The sequence below is a fragment of the Enterobacter sp. 4974935 genome, assembly GCF_058661735.1.
Genome location: NZ_JBZWGT010000003.1, coordinates 4,330,871 through 4,346,857 on the forward strand (window position 1 = coordinate 4,330,871; position 15,987 = coordinate 4,346,857).

15 protein-coding genes and 1 other annotated feature are annotated in these 15,987 nt (G+C 56.6%); of the genes, 3 read left to right on the forward strand and 12 right to left on the reverse strand.

The window, feature by feature from the left end; genetic code table 11:
* The first annotated feature begins 36 nt into the window (after positions 1 to 36).
* Complete coding sequence (locus AC4OVS_RS21970; RefSeq protein WP_022646541.1) at positions 37 to 783, forward strand: GntR family transcriptional regulator; 747 nt, start codon at positions 37 to 39, stop codon at positions 781 to 783.
* On the opposite strand, the gene AC4OVS_RS21975 is transcribed toward AC4OVS_RS21970, so the two are convergent.
* From AC4OVS_RS21975 to ibpA, 3 genes are all read right to left on the reverse strand, one after another.
* Complete coding sequence (locus AC4OVS_RS21975) at positions 751 to 2,412, reverse strand: putative transporter (protein ID WP_022646540.1); 1,662 nt, start codon at positions 2,410 to 2,412, stop codon at positions 751 to 753. The two genes, AC4OVS_RS21970 and AC4OVS_RS21975, sit on opposite strands and share 33 nt — an antisense overlap.
* Before the next feature lie 172 nt (positions 2,413 to 2,584).
* A complete protein-coding gene (gene ibpB, locus AC4OVS_RS21980) occupies positions 2,585 to 3,013 on the reverse strand; it encodes a small heat shock chaperone IbpB (protein ID WP_491922717.1) in 429 nt (142 codons plus the stop codon).
* Between the two features lie 136 nt (positions 3,014 to 3,149).
* The gene (gene ibpA, locus AC4OVS_RS21985; protein WP_003861094.1) at positions 3,150 to 3,560 is read right to left on the reverse strand and encodes a small heat shock chaperone IbpA; all 411 of its coding nucleotides are present in this window, start codon (positions 3,558 to 3,560) and stop codon (positions 3,150 to 3,152) included.
* Positions 3,554 to 3,628: a sequence feature (ROSE (Repression Of Heat Shock gene Expression) occurs in the 5'-region of heat shock genes and acts as an RNA thermometer to modulate expression.), on the reverse strand. (Overlaps the previous gene by 7 nt.)
* A gap of 247 nt (positions 3,629 to 3,875) precedes the next feature.
* Here ibpA and AC4OVS_RS21990 point away from each other — a divergent pair.
* Positions 3,876 to 4,208, forward strand: a complete 333-nt coding sequence (locus AC4OVS_RS21990) for a YceK/YidQ family lipoprotein (RefSeq protein WP_032622035.1) — start codon at positions 3,876 to 3,878, stop codon at positions 4,206 to 4,208.
* Here AC4OVS_RS21990 and AC4OVS_RS21995 read toward each other — a convergent pair.
* The 8 genes from AC4OVS_RS21995 to AC4OVS_RS22030 form a co-directional block, all read right to left on the reverse strand.
* A complete protein-coding gene (locus AC4OVS_RS21995; protein ID WP_491922718.1) occupies positions 4,205 to 5,434 on the reverse strand; it encodes a YidR family protein in 1,230 nt (409 codons plus the stop codon). The two genes, AC4OVS_RS21990 and AC4OVS_RS21995, sit on opposite strands and share 4 nt — an antisense overlap.
* A 51-nt stretch (positions 5,435 to 5,485) precedes the next feature.
* A complete protein-coding gene (locus AC4OVS_RS22000; RefSeq protein ID WP_161177384.1) occupies positions 5,486 to 6,823 on the reverse strand; it encodes an MFS transporter in 1,338 nt (445 codons plus the stop codon).
* Positions 6,824 to 7,003: 180 nt separating this feature from the next.
* Positions 7,004 to 8,152, reverse strand: a complete 1,149-nt coding sequence (gene dgoD / locus AC4OVS_RS22005) for a galactonate dehydratase (protein WP_003861103.1) — start codon at positions 8,150 to 8,152, stop codon at positions 7,004 to 7,006.
* Positions 8,149 to 8,766, reverse strand: coding sequence for a 2-dehydro-3-deoxy-6-phosphogalactonate aldolase (locus AC4OVS_RS22010; RefSeq protein WP_063150660.1), 618 nt, complete (start codon positions 8,764 to 8,766; stop codon positions 8,149 to 8,151). The genes dgoD and AC4OVS_RS22010 overlap by 4 nt, the downstream gene beginning before the upstream one ends.
* Positions 8,750 to 9,628: a 2-dehydro-3-deoxygalactonokinase gene (locus AC4OVS_RS22015; protein WP_023298955.1), complete on the reverse strand. Its 879-nt coding sequence runs from the start codon at positions 9,626 to 9,628 to the stop codon at positions 8,750 to 8,752. The genes AC4OVS_RS22010 and AC4OVS_RS22015 overlap by 17 nt, the downstream gene beginning before the upstream one ends.
* Positions 9,625 to 10,314 (reverse strand): D-galactonate utilization transcriptional regulator DgoR, encoded by a 690-nt coding sequence (gene dgoR / locus AC4OVS_RS22020; protein WP_003861109.1) that lies wholly within the window; start codon positions 10,312 to 10,314, stop codon positions 9,625 to 9,627. The genes AC4OVS_RS22015 and dgoR overlap by 4 nt, the downstream gene beginning before the upstream one ends.
* Positions 10,315 to 10,540: 226 nt before the next feature.
* Positions 10,541 to 11,353, reverse strand: a complete 813-nt coding sequence (gene yidA, locus AC4OVS_RS22025; RefSeq protein ID WP_023298954.1) for a sugar-phosphatase — start codon at positions 11,351 to 11,353, stop codon at positions 10,541 to 10,543.
* A gap of 113 nt (positions 11,354 to 11,466) precedes the next feature.
* A complete protein-coding gene (locus AC4OVS_RS22030; protein WP_491922719.1) occupies positions 11,467 to 12,492 on the reverse strand; it encodes a zinc-dependent alcohol dehydrogenase family protein in 1,026 nt (341 codons plus the stop codon).
* 110 nt (positions 12,493 to 12,602) lie between these two features.
* On the opposite strand from AC4OVS_RS22030, the gene AC4OVS_RS22035 reads away from it, so the two are divergent.
* Complete coding sequence (locus AC4OVS_RS22035; protein WP_155019283.1) at positions 12,603 to 13,538, forward strand: LysR family transcriptional regulator; 936 nt, start codon at positions 12,603 to 12,605, stop codon at positions 13,536 to 13,538.
* 34 nt (positions 13,539 to 13,572) lie between these two features.
* On the opposite strand, the gene gyrB is transcribed toward AC4OVS_RS22035, so the two are convergent.
* Positions 13,573 to 15,984: a DNA topoisomerase (ATP-hydrolyzing) subunit B gene (gene gyrB / locus AC4OVS_RS22040; protein WP_063137909.1), complete on the reverse strand. Its 2,412-nt coding sequence runs from the start codon at positions 15,982 to 15,984 to the stop codon at positions 13,573 to 13,575.
* Positions 15,985 to 15,987 lie beyond the last annotated feature (3 nt).

The following is a 15,987-nucleotide window of genomic DNA, read 5'->3' on the forward strand; positions in this document are numbered from 1 at the left end:
TAATCCACGCCATAACGGGCGAGCAGAGGTCTACAGGTGATCTACAAATCTATTGCCGACAGATTGCGGCTACGGCTCAATTCGTCGGACTACAACATTGGCAGCCCGTTACCCGGCGAAAAAGCGCTGGCAAAGGAGTTTGGCGTAGCCCGGATGACCATCCGCAAGGCATTGGATCTGCTGGTAAGCTGGGGGCTGGTTGAACGTCGACACGGCAGCGGGACGTTCGTGGCGCGCAAAGACGTTCATCATGAAACGACTAACCTGACCGGGCTGGTGGAGGTACTGCGCCAGCAGGGGAAAGAAGTGCAGAGCAAGGTGTTGCAGTTTGAAGTGATGCCCGCGCCGCCCGCCATCGCCAGCCAGTTGCGGATTCAGGTTGATGAGCGGATCTATTTTTCAAGGCGGGTACGTTACGTGGACGGAAAACCGCTGATGCTGGAGGACAGCTTTATGCCGGTGAAGCTGTTCCGCAATCTTTCCCTGGCGCATCTCGAAGGGTCTAAGTTTGATTACATCGAGAAGGAGTGCGGGATCACCATTAGCGGCAACTACGAGAGCCTGACGCCAGTGCTGGCAGATAAACAGCTGGCCGGTTATATGAATCTGCCGGAACAGACGCCGCTGCTGCGCATCACCTCTCTTTCCTACAGCGACAGCGGCGAGTTCCTCAACTATTCCGTGATGTTCAGGAACACCAGCGATTACCAGGTGGACTACCATCTGCGGCGTATCCACCCGGAAGACTTATTAGCCCATCCCCCAGAACAGCACCGCCAGTAGTTGCGGGGTGATAATGCGCAAAAACATCACCAGCGGATAGACCGTGGCGTAGGACAACGCCGCCGCGCCGCTGGTGGCGTGCAGGTTATTGGCGAACGCCAGGGCGGGCGGATCGGTCATGGAACCGGCCAGCATGCCGCACAGCGTGAGATAGTTCATTTTAGCGAACATACGCGCCAGTAATCCGACCGTTATCAGCGGGATGGCGGTAATGAATATGCCATAGCCTACCCAGCTCATCCCTTCGCCGTTCACCAGAGTATCGACAAAATCGCCGCCGGATTTCAGCCCCACCACCGCCAGAAACAGCACGATGCCCAACTCCCGCAGGGCCAGGTTAGCGCTCGGCGGCATAAACCAGTAGAGCTTACCGATGGAGCCGATACGCCCGAGGATCAGCGCCATAATGAGCGGCCCGCCTGCCAGCCCCAGCTTCAGTGCTACCGGGAAGCCGGGCACGTACAGGGGGATGGAGCCAAGCATGACGCCAAGCCCGACGCCGATAAAGACCGGCAGCATCTGCACCTGCTGGAGTTTTTGCTGGGCGTTGCCCACCATGTTCGCTACGGCATCAATAGATGAAGGACGCCCGACGAGGTTGAGAATATCACCGAATTGCAGGCTGGCATCCTGGCTGGCCACCAGCTCGACACCGGCGCGGTTAAGCCGGGAGATCACCACGTCATAACGCTCTTTTACCTGCAAATCGCGTATTTTCTTGCCCAGGACCTTCTCATTGGTCACTACCACGCGCTCCACGCGCATGTCCGTTCCACGGGTTGAGAGCGAGGTATCCACCTCCTGACCAATCACCAGCCGGGCATTGTTTAAATCCGCCGGTTGCCCTACCAGATGCAGGAGATCGCCGTGTTGAATGAGGGTGTCAGGTGAAGGCACCATCAGCGTGTCGTCACGTTTCAGGCGTGAACAGATAATGGTCGCGCTGTTCAGAATGGGGACATCCTGTATCGCCATATTATTCAGGTTGGGGTTTTCGACGCGAATGTTGATGGTTTTAATGAGCGCATGGCCGTTGGTCAGCGTGCTTTCATGCTCTTTCGCCTCCTGCTCGACGTTTATGCGGAACAGCACGCGCACCAGCCACATGGAGAGCAAAATACCGCAAATGCCAAACGGATAGGCCATGGCGTAGCTCATCCCCATCTGATCGACGACATCAGCAGGGATACCCAGATCGCGCAGAATTTGCTGGCCCGCCCCGAGCGCGGGCGTGTTGGTTACGGCGCCGGAGAAGATGCCCAGCACGACGGGCAGCGGAATAGCGAAGAGTTTGTGCAGAATGGCGGTGACCAGCCCACCCATCACGACGATGCCGAAGGCAAAGAGATTAAGGCGTAAACCGGAGACGCGCAGGGAAGCGAAGAAGCCCGGCCCCACCTGAATACCGATGGTATACACAAAGAGGATCAGGCCGAACTCCTGGATGAAATGCAGCATATCGGCGCTGAGCACCCACCCAAGCTGGTCGGCAAAATGGCCGACAAAAATCCCGCCGAAAAGCACCCCGCCAATCCCAAACCCGACGCCGCGGATTTTGATATTCCCCAGCCATAGCCCCACTACCGCGACAAGGGCCAACACGCTGACGGTTAACGCGATATCACTCATGTTCCACATCCTGTGTATAACCTTAGTTATATCAAGGATTCTCTCAGAGCTGGCGGCGGTTGTATGGGCGATGGCGCACAAAAAAGCCCTGCCGGGGCAGGGCCTTGTGCGGTCTGTGAGCGTTGTCGGGTGGCGGCTGCGCCTAACCCGACCTACAGTTTCGGCGGGTTTGTTAACTGTTTAACGCCGGCCTGTCGCTAATGGCGATGCGCTGCGGCGCGATAGCTTCCGGCACGTTACGGGTGAGGTCAATATTCAGCAGCCCGTTAGTGAACGTCGCGCCAGAAACTTCCATATGGTCTGCCAGGGTAAAGCTCAGGCTAAACGGCTGAGTGACAAGCCCCTGATGCAACCATTTGGTCTCGGTGTCTGGTTTTTCCGGTGACCCTTTAACGGTCAGGCGCGTACCCTCAAGCTGGATGTCGAGATCTTCCTGATGAAACCCGGCCAGCGCAAGCGTGATGCGGTAGTGGTTATCATCGCTTTTTTCGATGTTGTACGGCGGAAACGTCTGCTGTTCGGTTGCGCTTTGCAGCGCGTTAGCCAGTTTGTCAAAACCGATCCACTGACGCAGCAGGGGGGAAAAATCATAGTTACGCATACTAAATCTCCTTCTGAGAAGCGAGTTCGGCACAGTTTATTTTTGTGCGCAGTTGTACCTGCAAACCCTTGCGGATTCACATATGCTCCCTTTACGGCAAGCAATTTCAGGTGGGCCGCAGCCGCGACCCGCTTAATTAATTGATTTCGATACGACGCGGTTTTTTCTCTTCCGGAATCACACGTTCCAGTTCGATAAACAACAGGCCGTTCACCAGGTTCGCGCCCTTGACGTGGATGTTCTCAGCCAGCTGGAACTTGCGTTCAAAGTTGCGCTCTGCGATGCCCTGGTAGAGGTAGGTTCGTTCTTTCTGCTCGCCCGCATGGGAGCCTTTCACCACCAGCAGATTGTCCTGCGCGGTGATCTCCAGTTCGCTCTCTGCGAAACCGGCGACAGCAATCGCAATGCGATAGTGGTTTTCGTCAACCAATTCAACGTTGTAAGGAGGATAGCCGTTGCTCTGGCTCTGGTTGTTTTCTAAGTGGTTGAACAGACGATCAAAACCAATGGCAGAACGGTATAGCGGAGAGAGATCGAAATTACGCATAGATAAAAACTCCTGGAATCAGCGAGAAAATGTAGCCTTCCACCATGGACAGGCTTCTGCTTCCCCGAACACCCATCAGGCGTGTCCGTTATCGGGTTACATTCTTAAAATGGGTCTGGATACGGCCTTTTCAAGCCTGTTGATGTGAGATTTTTTTGCACTTTGCTGGTTGTCGCATAGACTCAGGGGCACAGCACAAAGGGTTAAATTGCGATGGCGACCACAGTGCGGGAGTTTTGAGCTATCCATTTTGGACGCGCCTCGCTATAACCCTGAGTTGCAGGTCAATGCCGTGCTACTAATGATGACTGAGTGATGATGAGAAATGTTCTGATTAAGCTGGCGACGTTCAGCGGGGTTGTTTTACTTTGCGGGTGTTCGAGCGTGATGTCGCACACCGGCGGTAAAGAAGGAACATATCCGGGGACGCGCGCCAGTGCCGCCATGATCTCTGATGATGAGACAAACTGGGGTACCAAATCTCTGGCGATTCTTGATATGCCGTTTACGGCGGTTGCCGATACGCTTCTGCTGCCGTGGGATATGTTCCGCACCGACAGCTCAGTGCGTTCGCGCGTTGAGAAAAGCGAGCAGGAGACGCTGGCGACTAACTCCGTCATCCCGCCCGCAGAGATGACCCCGCGCTAATTCTGTGCGGTTTCCGTTAGCCACAGCTGGCGGAAACCGTCCTTCTCTTCCATCCACGCAACAAAACGTCCGTCCGGGGAAAACACCACAGCGTCAGCAGACGGCGGGTTGCCATGATCGGACGTCAAAAACGTCACCTCTCCGGTCTGCGCATCGCAGCAGGCAATGCGGCCTGCAAGCACAAATCCCAGCCCGTTGCCGGAAGGATGCCAGTTAAAGGCCGACTGAATATCGCTCTCAGCGTGGGTCAACTGACGCGGCTCACCGCCTTCAGGGGAGATAAGCCACAGCTGCACAATGCCGTTATCGTCCCGCATTAAAAACGCAATCTGCGTCCCCTGTGGATTGCTGCGCACCCAGTGGCGCGGCACGTTCACCAGCCCCGGATACGCCTTCTGATGGGTGAAGGTAAGGCGGCGTTGCATGATGCCCGCAGGCGGCGCGGGCATTGTATCCGGCGTCCCCTGCAACGGCGCATCGCCCGCCCGTTTCCAGCCCTGCTCGTCCTTGGGAAGGTCCACAATAAACAGTTCGGGCACTTTCTCGCCTTTCGCAGACACCGTATCGCCGATAAACGCCAGCCTGTCGTTGCCCACCCAGCCCTCTTCATAGGCGCGGTTAATCTCATCGCTGCCCGGTTGCGGGTTCGGCGTTGTCCGGCTTACCAGTACGCTCCAGAAGGTTCCGGCATATTCCCGCGGATGGTTCCCCTGTGGGTTTACCGGACCAAAAGGCGCCGCCACCCCGACGTTACGCAAATCCAGCTGCGGATCGCGCGCGTGCAGTACATGGTCGTTGTAGGTAAAGCTGACGAACTGCCCGTTCGGGCTAAAAACGTGAACGTGGCTGCCGCCACGCAGCGCCCCCGCCGTGTAAGGCGCGGTGATATCCATCGCATCAAGATTGCTCACCTGGCCGTTGTGCGCAATCACTCCCTGACGATGGTGAAAATCATACTGCCAGTCTGCATCCGGGTTTTTCGGGCCGTGGATAAAAACATATTTCTCCTCGGCAGGATGAACGGTCACCACGCCGACATGCGCGCCGTCAGTCGCACGGTAGATCACCTCAACCTCGCCCGTAATGACATTGACCCGCTCAATGGTTTTACCGGTAAACGACGCGCCGGACGGGCGGACATCATAGACAAGCCACTGGCTGTCTGGCGTCCAGATGTTGATGTTAGTGAGCTGGTGGTTGCGGGAAGCGAAGGTGATTTGTTTCATGAAAATACCCTGATGCGCGGTTATCGCATCAGGGTAAAACATCCGAAGGGATTAACCTACTCGTTTCACGTCACCTACCAGCAGGATGTAGGAGAGCGCGCCGATCAGCGCCACGGCAGAGATATACACCAGAGCCGGACCAAAGCCGTAGTCCTGCGCCAGGTAACCGATGACCAGCGGCACGGTGATCCCGCCCAGGCCGCCAACGAAGTTGAATACGCCACCAGTCAGGCCAATCAGCCGCATCGGTGCCAGGGACGACACCAGCGACCAGGTGATGGAGGCAAAACCGTTCCCGAAGAACGCTACCGCCATCAGGGTCATGATCCACACTGGATCGTTGGTGTAGTTCGCTCCCATGATGCAGGTAGAGATCAGCAGTCCGCAGATAATCGGCGTTTTACGCGCAACGCCCAGTGAGAAGCCTTTTTTCACCAGCTTATCCGCCAGCCAGCCCGAGAGCAGGACGCCGAAAAACGCCGCAAGGAAGGGTACGGTGGTCATAAAGCCCGCCTTCAGCGCGGTTATCCCTTTTTCCTGGGTCAGATAGTTCGGGAACCAGGTGAGGAAGAACCACAGCGTGGAGGTCACCGCGAACTGGCCCAGATATACGCCCACCAGCTTACGGTGGAAGACCAGCTTCCAGTCCGCTCTGGTCAGCGGCTGGCGCGCCTCTTTTTTCACTGGCGCATCGCCGTCCACCAGACCGCCGCCGTCGCGGATGTAGTCCAGTTCGGCTTTGGTGATGCTTTTGGTCAGACGCGGCGGCTGATAGACCTTAAACCAGATTAACGACCAGATAATGCCGATCCCGCCGGTGACGATGAACACCCAGTGCCAGCTCAGCAGCTCCTGGATCCAGATTAACAGCGGCGTCAGAAACGCCAGACCAACAAACTGCCCGGAGGTGTAAAAACCAACAGCGGAAGCACGTTCGTGTTCAGGGAACCAGCTGGTCACCATGCGGTTGTTGGTCGGGAACGCGGGCGCTTCAAACACCCCGGTGATGGCGCGCAGGCCTATCAGCGACATCAGCCCGGTGGCGAAGCCCTGGAACAGGGTCGCCACGGACCAGCCCAAAATAGCGATAAAGTAGGTCAGACGTGACCCCACGCGGTCAAGGAACCAGCCGCCGGGGATCTGGCAGAGCGTATAAAGCCAGGCAAACGCCGAGAAGACGTAGCCCATTTCCGCTTTGGTGATGCCAAACTCTTCCTGAATATGGGCCGAGGCCACAGCAAGGTTGGCGCGGTCGACATAGCAAATGACCACGGTAATAAAAATCATAATTAGCGTCAGGTAGCGGCGACGCCCGGTTTTTGTAGCAGTAACTGGAATATCCATCGCAATCTGTCTCCAGATTTTGGGCATAGCGAAGCCGCTCACCATGCCCTGTAATTTACAGAGGGTGTATTTGGTTTTTTTAATTAAAAACGTAAACGGAATGCGCTAAATAATTCGTGCTGGGGGAAGGCGGCAAGTTTTCGCATCCCCGGGAGCATACAAAAGTATGTGACCGGGGTAAGAAAACGCAGCCAACGCATCACCAGCGCGAAGTATGACGCGCATTTACCACTCGGCTACGGAACCGTCTTCATGACGCCACAGTGGGTTACGCCAGTCCGGCGCACTTTTACTCAGCTCAATGACTTTGGCTTCGTCGATCTCCACGCCAAGGCCCGGCTTCGTTAACGGTTTAAAGAAACCGCCTTCCATGCTGAAGTCTTCCTTGTTTTTCACAAAGTCGAGCAGCTCCGCGCCCTTGTTATAGTGAATGCCCATGCTTTGTTCCTGGAACACCGCATTGCGGGAGACGAAGTCCACATGCAGACAGGCTGCCAGCGCAATCGGCCCAAGCGGACAGTGCGGTGCCAGCGCCACATCGTAGGCTTCTGCCATGCCGGCAATTTTGTAGCATTCGGTGATGCCACCCGCGTGGGAGAGGTCCGGTTGCAGGATCGCAATGCCGCCCGCTTCCAGCACGCGCTTAAACTCGAAGCGCGAGAACATACGCTCCCCCGCCGCGATGGGAATGTGCGTCTGTTCAGCCAGTTTTGGATAGTATTCCGCCTGCTCGGCCAGAACAGGCTCTTCAATAAACAGCGGGCGATACGGCTCCAGCTCTTTAATCAGCACTTTGGCCATTGGCGCGCTGACGCGGCCGTGGAAATCCAGGCCAAACTCAATCTCGTTGCCGAAAGCCTCGCGGATTTGCGCCACGGTGTTCACCGCCCGGTCTACCGCGCGCGAGTTGTCGATAACGCCCATCTCTTCGCAGCCGTTGAGTTTGAAGGTGTCAAAACCGATGTTGCGCAGCTGCCGGATACCGTCGATCACTTCCGCAGGGCGGTCACCGCCCACCCAGCTGTAGGCTTTGATTTTGTCTCGCACCAGGCCGCCCATTAATTGCCAGACCGGGGCATTCAGCACTTTGCCTTTGATATCCCACAGCGCCTGATCGATACCGGCGATGGCGCTCATCAGGATCGGACCGCCACGGTAAAATCCCGCCCGGTACATGACCTGCCACAGGTCGTTGATGCGCGCCGGATCCTGGCCAATCAGGTATTCACCCAGCTCGTGAACCGCGGCTTCAACCGTACGCGCACGGCCTTCAATCACCGGCTCGCCCCAGCCAACCACGCCTTCGTCGGTTTCGATTTTCAGGAACATCCAACGCGGGGGTAAACGGTACGTGGTAAGTTTGGTTATTTTCATTGCACTGCCTCTCGATACGCTTTCACAAATGCTGCCGCCTGCTGTGCGGTACGCTCAACGGGCTGTCCGGCACGATAGAGATCGCTGCCCAGCCCCGCGCCCGCACAACCTGCTTTTATCCACTGCACCAGGTTTTCCGGCGTGACGCCGCCCACGGCAAAGACCGGCACGCTGGCGGGTAAGACCGCTTTCAGCGCTTTGATGTAATCCGGACCAAAGGCCGACGACGGGAAAATTTTGAGAGACTGTGCGCCCGCATCGAGGGCGGCAAAGGCTTCTGTGGCCGTGGCGCAACCCGGGCATACGGTCATGCCGTAATCCACCGCCCGGCGGATCACCTCGGGGTTGATATTCGGTGTGACGATAAGCTTGCAGCCCATCTTCGCCAGTTCATCCACCTGCTCCGGCTGTAATACGGTACCAGCACCAATCAGCGCCTTATCACCGAACGCCTTAACAACTGCCGGAATGCTTTTTTCCCATTCCGGGGAGTTGAGCGGGATTTCCACCGCGTCGAACCCGGCGTCGATCACCGCGCCAACGTGCGCTAAGGCCTCACCGGGCGTGATACCGCGCAAAATCGCGATCAGGGGAAGATCAGTTTGCCACTGCATGAGCGATGCTCCTTATGCCTGCCTGAAATGCCGTGTCGCCTTCCACCGCAGCAACATCCCGTCCGATAGCGTGGAACGCCTGGCGGTAACGAGACGTCAGCGATGAACCCGCGACGAGCGTGATGGCCTGCTGCCCGGCGAACCCGTCGCTCAGGGCGGCGACTTCTGCGCCAATCAGCAGGCCGGACAGAAATTCGCTGACCTGCTCGCGCGGAAGATTTCCCAGCACGTGCGAGGCGCGAACCTCAAAAAGTTGCGGCAAAACGGCAGGGGATGCGATCCCGCGCTCAAGCCCGGCGGCAAACGCTTCCGGCGAAGGGGTTTGCTCCGGCAAACCGGCCCCCACCAGCGAATGCTTAAGCAGCAAGTGGTGCAGTTCGCCGGTCATCACCGTGCGGAAATCATGAATTTGCTCAGCATCCGCCTGGACCCATTTGCAGTGCGTCCCGGGCATGACGTAGACAGAAGAAGGAGAAAGGGTGCGCGCCCCGAGCAGCTGCGTCTCTTCGCCGCGCATCACGTTATGGTTATCGTCGCGAGAGACGCATAAACCGGGAATAATCCAGACATTGTCGCCAACAGACGTTAACTGCTCGCCAACGGCGGTGAAATGCACCGGAACCGACAGGTAAGGCGCAACCTTCCAGCCCACGTTACTGCCGACCATTCCGGCCATCACCACTGGCGTAGTACCGTCGCGCCAGTTTTGTGTCACCTCTGCTAACACCGCTTCGGGGGATTTACCGTTCAGGCGCGTCACACCTGCTTCTGATTGCCTGCTTTCCAGACACTGCTCCCCCTGGTAGAGCCAGGCGCGCAGATTGGTCGATCCCCAGTCAATTGCGATGTAGCGTGATGTCATGTGATTTCCTTCAACCTTCGTGTCGAGCTGGCGATCATGGTCAGCGCCGCCTGCTCTGCCGCATCGCCGTCCTGATGCCGTATCGCATCGAACAGCGCTTTATGTTCCTGAAGCGTTTTCGGCATGTTGGCCTCATCGCCCATCCAGGTACGTTCAAATACTGCTCGCTGTAGCGAGCTGATCGCCACGCTAAGCTGCTGTAACACCGGGTTATGCACCGACTGCAGTACCGCCTCGTGGTAGCGAATGTCCGCCTCGTTGAACGCCTCCCGATTCTGGTTATTGGCGATCATGTCGTTTAACGCCGACTCAATCTGTGCCAGGTCACCTGACGTTGCGCGCTCTGCCGCCCAGCGGGCGATGGCCGGTTCCACCAGATTTCGGACTTCGCTCATCGCGCCGATAAGCCGTGGGTCGTAGTCGTTTTCCAGTACCCATTGCAGAACATCGGTATCGAGGTAGTTCCACTGGTTACGCGGCGCAACAAACGCGCCGCGATAGCGCTTCATTTCAATCAGCCGCTTCGCCATCAGCGAGCGGAACACTTCCCGGATGATGTTGCGCGAGGTTTCAAACTCCTCGCACAGTTCCGCCTCTGCTGGCAGCGGCGAACCGGGAACGTATTTGCCACCCACAATCTGAGTGCCCAGCGTGATGACAATGCGATCGGTTTTATTGAGTGTCATGGAGAGTCCTTGTGCTCTGTAAGTCCATCACTACTTTACCGCGACCGCTGAATTTCGCCTCACTTTTGCAGTACAAACGTGAGTCCTTTCGCCTTAGCCGTGGTGATAATGTAGTACAATCAATTAATGTTGTAGTACAATCCAGATCACAAAAAGAACAATTCGATAAATTCAGCGCAAAAAAAAGCCCCGGTTGATAACCGAGGCTGATGATTACAGACAGCTGTTAGGACAGGACAAATTTCTCAATCGCATAAGCCACGCCGTCTTCCAGGTTAGATTTGGTGACGAAGTTCGCCACTTCTTTCACCGACGGGATGGCGTTATCCATCGCCACGCCCATGCCTGCATATTCGATCATCGCAATATCGTTTTCCTGGTCGCCCAGCGCCATGATCTCCTCAGGCTTGATGCCCAGCGCATCGGCAAGCGATTTGACGCCCGTGCCTTTATTGACGCGTTTATCGAGGATTTCGAGGAAGTACGGCGCACTTTTCAGCACGGTGTATTTCTCTTTTACCTCAGCCGGAATGCGTGAGATGGCTTTGTCGAGAACCGCAGGTTCATCAATCATCATCACTTTCAGGAACTGGGTTGCCGGGTCCATGTTTTCCGCTTCGCAGAACACCAGTGGAATGGTTGCAACGTAGGACTCGTGCACCGTGTAGTAGCTGATATCGCGGTTGGCGGTGTAAAGCGTATTGCGATCGAGCGCGTGGAAGTGAGAGCCCACTTCGCGGGAGAGTTTTTCAAGGAACAGGTAGTCATCATAGCTCAGTGCAGTTTGCGCCACCGTGCTGCCATCTGCTGCCTTTTGCACCAGTGCGCCGTTATAGGTGATGCAGTAATCGCCAGGCTGATTCATGTGCAGCTCTTTCAGGTAGCTGTGCACCCCGGCATACGGGCGTCCGGTGGTGAGCACCACGTTCACACCTTTTTCGCGTGCGGCGGCGATCGCATTTTTAACGGCAGGAGAGATAGTGTGGTCTGGCAGCAGCAGCGTGCCGTCCATATCGATTGCAATGAGTTTGATAGCCATGAGGTCCCCAGGATAAATGAGTGCTATCTCATGCTAACGCGATTAAGCACACAAAAATAGAGCTACCTTGCGCAACAAAAAGCCCCTTTTGTATTTATCCCGGGAACAAGAACTCACTCGCGGGTGAGAACGATTTTGCCAAACGCACCGCGATCCAGATGCTCAAGCGCCTGTTCCAGTTCGTCAAAACGATAGCGATGTTCAATCACCGGTTTTAACTCCGTGACATCAACAGAACGGACGAAATCTTCCAGCGCCCGGCGGTGTCCAACCCCAATCCCCTGAATGACGGGGGATTTCAGCAGCAGCTCGCCAGCAGGCAGGGAAATGTCCGTTCCGGCCAGCACGCCAATAACGGAGATACGCCCGTGAACGGCTACCGCGCGAAGGGAATGTCTCAGATTCTCCCCACCCACGGTTTCGATAATATGGTCGATGCCGCGATCCTGCGTCAGTGCCAGCGTATTTTCAGCCCAGTCGCCTTTCAGTCGGTTGATGCCCTGGCTGGCTCCCAGCTTTTTGGCCAGAGCCAGTTTTTCATCACTCCCCGACGTAACAATAACTTCTGCGCCGTGCGCTTTTGCTATCTGCAAAGCGAATAGCGCCACACCGCCCGTGCCTTGTACCAGCACCGATTGCCCGGCGCGTAAATGACCGCGCTCCACCAGCGCGAACCATGCGGTAAGCCCCGCGCAAGGAAGCGTGCTGGCCTCAGCGTCATCCAGGCTTTCCGGGGACGCCACCAGCGCGTTTTCACTCACAATCACATATTCGGCCAGCATGCCCTGGAAGTATCCACCGGACGTTTTATAGGGCAAATCGCGCGCGTCTGCCTGCGGCTTGCCGTCGATCCATTCCGGGAAGAAGGTTGAGATGACGCGTGCGCCGGGTTTGAAACGCGTAACGCCTTCGCCAATGCTGTCCACCACGCCTGCCATGTCAGATGCTGGGGTAAACGGGAAGGAAAGCGGAATCGGCATCGTGCCTTCAATCACCATTTTATCCCGGTAGTTGAGCGCAACGGCATTAACCCTTACGCGAACCTCCCCCGGGCCTGGCTGTGGCACAGGCACCTGAACAAGCTGAAGGCTCTCGCGCCCAAGGGCGTTCATTGACCAGCGCTGCATTGTTTCTGTCATTTTTTCTCTCCTGCCATCAAATAAGCTTTAGGACTGACAGTCTACCGTTGACGTTTGGTCGCCAGTGGCGATAAGTTTTCCCATAATTGATGACGCAGTGGATACAATTCATGACCGATACGCTGAAGGATATACCTGTATTTGTGGCCGCCGTTGAGGCGGGAAGTTTTGCGCAGGCCGCCGTCCGTCTGCATTTGTCGCGCTCGGCGGTAGGAAAAAGCATTGCTCGTCTTGAAGAGCGGCTGGGGGTTCGTCTTTTCCAGCGTACCACCCGCAGCCAGAGGCTGACCGACAACGGCGCTCTGTTTTATGAACGCTGCCTTCGCGCGCTGGAGGAGATTCGGGGCGCGGAGTCGCTGCTTGAAACAGGGAAGCAGCAGGTCAGCGGCCGCCTGCGCGTCGCCATGCCGGTTCTGTTTGGTCGCCAGTGCGTCGCGCCACTGCTGATAGAACTGACGCAGGAACATCCTGGGCTTGAGCTTGAAATGTCATTCAGCGACCGCGTGGTGGATCTGGTAGAGGAAGGCTTTGATATGGCGGTACGTAACGGCACGCTGCAGGACAGCAGCGTGCTGGTCGCCAGAAGGCTGGGCGAGCATCGCATGGTGCTGTGTGCCGCCCCGGATTACCTGATGAAGAACGGCCATCCAGAAAACGTTGCTGATTTACCCCACCACACTGCCATTAACTATCTGCGATCAGGCAGAGTGCTGCCCTGGCAGCTAATGGATAGCGAAGGGAGATCGCACACCTTTACTCCCCGCTCATCGCTCAATATGGATGATTTACAGGCAATCTGCGACGCTGCGCTGGCCGGACACGGCCTTGCGTGGTTGCCCTGCTGGATGGCCCGCAGAGAAATACATCAGGGAAAACTCATCCCGCTTTTAAAGCAGGCACCGGACGTGCGCTTCGACGTTCATGCAGTCTGGCAGCAGACGCCGCATCTGCCGCTGAGGGTTAGAATAGCGATAGATACGCTGGCGAGCCGTTTACCGTCCGTGATGTCGCTGGATATGCCTGCGCCCATAAAAAAGCCGCGCTAAAAGCGCGGCCTGTTATCGTGCGGTATAACGACGATTAAATATCGATGTTCGCCGCTTTCAGGGCGTTCTCTTCGATGAAGGCGCGACGTGGTTCAACCGCGTCACCCATCAGGGTAGTGAACAGCTGATCCGCTGCGATTGCGTCTTTAACGGTGACGCGCAACATGCGACGGCTTTCCGGATCCATGGTGGTTTCCCACAGCTGATCCGGGTTCATTTCGCCCAGGCCTTTATAACGCTGAATAGAGAGGCCACGACGGGACTCTTTCACCAGCCACTCCAGCGCCTGTTCGAAGCTGGCTACCGGCTGACGACGCTCGCCACGTTCGATAAACGCGTCGTCTTCGATCAGACCACGCAGCTTCTCGCCGAGGGTGCAGATACGGCGGTATTCCGGACCGGTAACAAACTCGTGCTCCAGCGGGTAGTCGGTATCGACGCCGTGGGTACGCACGCGGACGATCGGCTCGAACTGCTGCTCAGCGTTCTGCTGAACGTCGAACTTCCACTGGCTGCCGTGCTGCTCTTTCTCGTTCAGCTCGCTCACCAGGGTGTTCACCCAGCGGGTGACGGTCTGCTCGTTGCTCAGCTCGGCTTCGGTCAGGGTTGGCTGATAAATCAGCTCTTTCAGCAGCGCTTTCGGATAGCGACGCTCCATACGGCCAATCATTTTCTGCGTGGCGTTGAACTCGGAGACCAGACGCTCCAGCGGTTCACCGGCCAGCGCTGGCGCGCTGGAGTTTGCGTGCAGGGTCGCACCATCAAGGGCGATCGCGATTTGGTACTGATCCATCGCCTCGTCATCTTTAATGTACTGTTCCTGCTTGCCTTTCTTCACTTTATACAGCGGCGGCTGGGCAATGTAGACGTGGCCGCGCTCAACGATTTCCGGCATCTGACGATAGAAGAAGGTCAACAGCAGCGTACGAATGTGCGAGCCGTCGACGTCCGCATCGGTCATGATGATGATGCTGTGATAGCGCAGTTTGTCCGGGTTGTACTCGTCGCGACCGATGCCGCAGCCGAGCGCGGTGATGAGCGTCGCCACTTCCTGAGAAGAGAGCATCTTGTCGAAGCGCGCTTTCTCAACGTTGAGGATTTTACCCTTCAGCGGCAGAATCGCCTGGTTCTTGCGGTTACGGCCCTGCTTTGCAGAACCGCCCGCGGAGTCCCCTTCCACAAGGTACAGTTCAGACAGCGCCGGATCGCGTTCCTGGCAGTCAGCCAGTTTGCCCGGCAGGCCTGCCAGGTCCAGCGCGCCTTTACGACGGGTCATTTCACGGGCTTTACGCGCCGCTTCACGGGCACGCGCCGCATCGATAATTTTACCCACCACGATTTTCGCGTCGGACGGGTTTTCCAGCAGGTATTCGCTCAGCAGTTCGTTCATCTGCTGTTCAACCGCCGATTTCACCTCAGAAGAGACCAGCTTGTCTTTGGTCTGTGAGGAGAATTTCGGATCCGGCACCTTCACGGAGACCACGGCAATCAGGCCTTCACGGGCATCGTCACCGGTGGCGCTGACTTTCGCTTTTTTGCTGTAGCCTTCTTTGTCCATGTAGGCGTTCAGGGTACGGGTCATCGCCGCGCGGAAGCCCGCAAGGTGCGTACCGCCGTCGCGCTGTGGAATGTTGTTGGTAAAGCAGTAGATGTTTTCCTGGAAACCATCGTTCCACTGCAGTGCCACTTCCACGCCGATACCGTCTTTTTCAGTAGAGAAGTAGAAGATATTCGGGTGAATTGGCGTTTTGTTCTTGTTCAGATACTCAACGAACGCCTTGATACCGCCTTCGTAGTGGAAGTGGTCTTCTTTGTTGTCGCGTTTGTCGCGCAGTCGAATCGACACGCCGGAGTTCAGGAACGACAGTTCACGCAGGCGTTTCGCCAGGATCTCGTACTCGAATTCGGTGACGTTGGTGAAGGTTTCAAGGCTCGGCCAGAAACGCACCATGGTACCGGTTTTGTCGGTATCACCGGTAACGGCCAGCGGTGCCTGCGGCACACCATGGGTATAAATCTGGCGGTGAATTTTGCCTTCGCGCTGGATAACCAGCTCCAGCTTCTGCGACAGGGCGTTTACTACGGATACGCCTACGCCGTGCAGACCGCCGGAAACTTTATAGGAGTTATCATCGAACTTACCGCCTGCGTGCAGAACGGTCATGATAACTTCCGCAGCAGATACGCCCTCTTCCGGGTGAATACCGGTTGGGATGCCACGACCATCATCGGTAACGGACACGGAGTTGTCCGCATGGATCGTGACCACGATGTCTTTACAGTGACCCGCGAGCGCTTCGTCGATAGCGTTATCTACCACCTCGAATACCATGTGGTGCAGACCGGTGCCGTCATCCGTGTCGCCGATATACATACCCGGGCGCTTACGCACCGCATCCAGTCCTTTCAGGACTTTGATACTGGAGGAGTCATAAGAATTCGACATCAA